Origin of the sequence: Spirulina sp. 06S082, assembly GCF_034932145.1 — a bacterium.
Lineage (GTDB): Bacteria > Cyanobacteriota > Cyanobacteriia > Cyanobacteriales > Spirulinaceae > CCY15215.
Genome location: NZ_JAYGHV010000223.1, coordinates 1 through 4471, shown reverse-complemented (window position 1 = coordinate 4471; position 4471 = coordinate 1). Strand labels below are relative to the sequence as shown.

Sequence of the window (4471 nt, the reverse complement as noted above, 5' to 3'; positions counted from 1 at the left end):
AGATTTTGATTTGAATTGTGCGATATTTTTCTCCATAACGAATCTGTTGACCTTTGTACAATGAGGGGTAACTTTTGCACATTGCTGTCAGTTTTGGCGGTTGGCAAAAGCGATGTTTTCTCTCTCCCGATTGCCATACTCTATATCTTGTTTGAAAACTTGACACTATACCAATGGCATCGGCTATCCCTGCTCTTCTTAAGTAACTGGGGAATTTGCGGAATGAGGGATATTTTTGCACCATCGATTGAAAATAGCGGTGCTTGGGTTCGGGATTTTTTGCGGTTTGATGAATGGCTTTTTCTATGGCATTTACTCGCTCTTTTGTTGTTAATCCTGCTAGTTTTGGCCATTGGGCATTCACGATTAATACTAAAGGTTTTAGATACCGACGATACTCCTCAATCGTCAAAACCATCATACGTTTTTCCTCTGGGGATGCTGATAAATCCCAAACGTCTGTTCTGATGATTTCTCTTCAATATAACTGAGGTACAAAAAACTGCTCATTGAGAGGAGGACGCAGGTAATTTTGGGGAGCGCCCTTGCGTGGTGGGAGTTCTAGCGGTTCTGGGGTCATATCGACATAGGGAATCTTGCTGAGAAAATGACTGATGCAGTTGAGACGAGCGCGTTTTTTGTCATCTGCTTCCACCGTAAACCAAGGCGCTTCAGGAATATTGGTGTGGGCAAACATGGTATCTTTGGCTTGAGAATAGTCTGCCCAGCGATCGCGGGATTCTAAATCCATCGGACTCAATTTCCAACGACGAGCGGGATCTGTCGTGCGAGCCTGAAAACGTCGCTCCTGCTCTTCGTCACTGACGGAAAACCAATATTTTAATAAGATAATACCGGACTTGACCAACATTCGCTCAAATTGCGGACAAGTTTGCATAAATTCCTCGTACTGTGCATCGCTGCAAAAACCCATCACTTTTTCTACCCCAGCACGGTTGTACCAACTGCGATCGAAACAAACAATTTCACCGGCTGAAGGTAAATGAGCGACATAGCGCTGGAAATACCATTCCGTTTTTTCGCGATCGCTGGGAGTACCCAATGCCACCACTCTACACCCCCGAGGATTGAGAGGTTCGGTAATGCGTTTAATCGTGCCGCCTTTTCCTGCTGCGTCGCGTCCTTCAAACAAAATGACAATGCGAGTATCAGTATGCTTAACCCAGTATTGCATCTTTACCAGTTCCACTTGCAGACGGGTAAGTTCTTTTTCATAAAACTTCTTGTCAAGTTTAGAACTGCCTTCTCCTTCAGAAATATGGTAGGAAGCCTTTTTTTTAGAGTTCTTTAGATTGGCTTTTTTCTCTTTCTTGCGTTTTTTCTTACTTTTCTTTTTGCGCTTATCTTCTGGGAGTTTTTTGTCGAGGATTGCAGTTTTAGACTTATTCTTATTCATAATTTCAAGGTCCGTATCTGAAGTATCGGTGCAATTAAACAGAGAGAAAATAGGAAAATATGCTGAGACAAGAGAGCTATCCCTTGTCTCGATCGCCAACTAATGTTGAATTATCTCAACACCGAAGTTACTTGATGAACAACATTTCTTGATACGTCGGCAAGGGCCAGAAACTATCCGCAATTTCCCCTTCAAGAGCGTCAACATATTCGCGAATTTCATCCATCATTGGACGAATTGTTTTCGCACAATACTGCATTTTCTCTTCAGTTGAGGCAAAATCATGCTTCTCAATAATAGCGCTCAATTTACCGATCGCGGCAACCAGAGAATTAGTCAGATCGGCAACTTTTTTCGCACTCTCTTTTTCGAGATCGATGCCTAAACCTGTCAAAGAGGCGATCGTTGAGGACAGTTTTGCTAAATACTCAACTGCTGCGGGATAAATGATCGTTTTTGCCATATTTACCACCAGCTTGGCTTCCACTTCAATAGAGAGAATATACTGCTCCGCATAAACTTCAAAGCGGCTTTCTAGCTCCACTGGTGTTAAAACCCCCGTCTTTTTAAACAGGTCTTCAACATACTCTGCTTTGAGAACGGGTAGAGCATCTGCCGTGGTCGGTAAGTTTGCTAAACCGCGTTCCTCCACCGCCATTTTGTGCCATTCTTCAGAATAGCCATTACCGCCAAAAATGACTGCACTATGCTCTTCCATCACCTCTTTAAGTACCGTAATGATGGCAGTATTGAGTTCTATTCCTTTGGTTAATTCGCTCTCCAAACGATTGCCGATCCAATCGAGAGAATCTGCCAGCATCGTATTCAGAGCAATCAACGGACCGGAAACCGATTGGTTAGAGCCTACGGCACGGAATTCAAAGCGATTTCCTGTGAAAGCAAAAGGAGATGTGCGGTTGCGATCGCCGGGATCTTTGGTCAGTTGAGGTAGCACGTCAACCCCGAGATCCATTACACCTTTCTTTTTAGATTCGCTGACTGTTCCCGTTTTAATCTGCTCGAAAACTTCTTCTAATTGAGTTCCCAAATAAACAGATATAATCGCCGGAGGTGCTTCATTTGCCCCCAGTCGGTGATCGTTACTGGCTGTTGCAATGACAGCGCGCATAAGCGGTCCATACTTGTGAACCCCTCGAATTACCGCACCGCAGAACACGAGAAACTGAGCATTTTCGTGGGGAGAATCTCCAGGATCGAGCAAGTTGCCTTGAGTAGCATTCCCCACAGACCAGTTAACGTGCTTACCGGAGCCATTAATCCCTGCAAAGGGTTTCTCATGCAGTAAACACATAAAACCGTGTTTCTTTGCGGTATGCTTAAGAATCGTCATGGTGAGTTGCTGATGGTCGCTGGCCACGTTTGCCGATTCAAAAAAGGGTGCAATTTCAAATTGACCTGGAGCGACTTCATTATGGCGGGTTTTGGCGGGAATGCCGAGTTTGTACATTGTTTCTTCCACGTCCTGCATGAAGACTTGTACTCGCTCTGGAATTGCCCCAAAATAATGATCGTCAAACTCTTGACCCTTCGCGGGAGCCTTACCGAATAGGGTGCGGCCAGCGAGGAGGAGATCGGGACGTTGACTGGCAAAATTAGCATCCACCAAAAAATATTCTTGCTCGGCACCGCAGCTAGAGTTCACATGAGCAACATCTTCATATCCAAGTAATTTTAAAACTTTGCTGGCTGCTTTATCCATTGCCGCAATGGAGCGCAGGAGCGGGACTTTTTTATCGAGGGCTTCTCCAGTCCAGGAGACGAAAACCGTCGGGATGCAAAAGGTTGCCCCATTGTCCGTTTCCATGATGTAGGCTGGGCTGGTTACGTCCCAAGCGGTATATCCCCGCGCTTCAAAAGTATCCCGAATGCCGCCATTGGGGAAGGAAGAGCCATCGGGTTCCCCCTGCACCAGCACTTTACCGGAAAATTCAGAAATAACGCTGCCGTCTCCTTGTACAGAGATGAAACCGTCGTGCTTTTCAGCCGTCAGGTTGGTCATGGGATAAAATACGTGGGCATAGTAGAGCGCCCCTTTGGAAATCGCCCAATCTCTCATTGCAGTGGCAACGGCATCGGCAATAGAGGGATCGAGTTTTTGGCCGGTGACAATCGTTTTTTGAATAGATTTAAAAACGGATTTGGGGAGACTTGCCTGCATTTTACTGAGGTTGAAGACGTTCTCTGCCCACATTTTTTCTAATTTTTCTGGCGCTTTCGGCGACATCACTTCTCGGTTGGCGATCTGATGAATTGCCTTAATGCGAGCTTTATTTCCACTCATAGTTCTTGTTTTAGAGTTTAACCGAACTATGATAGTTAAAGTGGAATTGCAAAATAGATGTCAGATATACCAAAATCTAAATTAGTTGGGGATTAGTTGCGGTTTTCTGTCTGAGGGAATACGACGGAGCGATTCAATTCCTATTTTCTTCTTCTGACACATTGATTTCTGAGATAGTTCTGCGATCGCCAGTTATGGAAAAACAAGAACAAATCTATTTCACAGAATTCATAAAAAAGCAAGAGTTTGTTACCTTTCTTCATAGAAGTGCAATTTTTTAGCCCAAGATTTCATTCACTTCAATTGCTATTTCAGGAAATATTAAAGTTGTAATGCTTTGTCCTCGTCGGAGTTTTTGGCTATTTTGGTAGCCTTGAGAATTCGGAGTACGATAAACGGCAAGGGATTGTTCGTTAATATCGATTAACCATGTTTCGAGAATCCTATTTTTGCCATAGAGGGGAATTTTGATGTCTCTGTCGCTGTCTATTGTTGTATCAGCAATTTCCACTAACAAAAAGATATCAGGAGGTTGAGGATGTCCGGATTCGTAGTAGTCTTCTCTACGTCGGAGTAAAGCTATATCGGGCTGAGGTTGAGACAGATTGTTCAATTCTATGGGACTGTCAAGAACCGCTATTGACGCAAAGCGTCCAATAGCGGCTTGGAAGAATCAGTTTCCAACGCAAGTCTTGTCTACCGCTACGAGTCGTTATCTGGCACGGACTTCCAGATATTTCCCTAGTCTGGAC

General features: G+C 44.3%; 3 protein-coding genes and 1 pseudogene. All 4 read right to left on the bottom strand.

Annotated elements, in window-relative coordinates:
• Window positions 1-421: pseudogene (locus VB714_RS14730) on the bottom strand (IS200/IS605 family accessory protein TnpB-related protein); the annotation flags it as partial.
• A 57-nt stretch (window positions 422-478) separates the two neighbouring features.
• On the bottom strand, window positions 479-1417 hold the full coding sequence (gene ppk2, locus VB714_RS14725) for a polyphosphate kinase 2 (RefSeq protein WP_323225368.1): 939 nt from the start codon (window positions 1415-1417) through the stop codon (window positions 479-481).
• A gap of 127 nt (window positions 1418-1544) precedes the next feature.
• Entirely contained in the window at window positions 1545-3719 is a 2175-nt protein-coding gene (locus VB714_RS14720) for a glutamine synthetase III (RefSeq protein WP_323225367.1), read from the bottom strand.
• A 277-nt stretch (window positions 3720-3996) separates the two neighbouring features.
• A complete protein-coding gene (locus VB714_RS14715) occupies window positions 3997-4359 on the bottom strand; it encodes a Uma2 family endonuclease (protein ID WP_416309689.1) in 363 nt (120 codons plus the stop codon).
• Between the last annotated feature and the right edge of the window lie 112 nt (window positions 4360-4471).

Excerpts from the sequence above, each read along its gene's own strand:
- ppk2 (WP_323225368.1), bottom strand. The coding sequence starts at position 1,417 with ATGAATAAGAATAAGTCTAAAACTGCAATCCTCGACAAAAAACTCCCA.
- VB714_RS14720 (WP_323225367.1), bottom strand. The coding sequence starts at position 3,719 with ATGAGTGGAAATAAAGCTCGCATTAAGGCAATTCATCAGATCGCCAAC.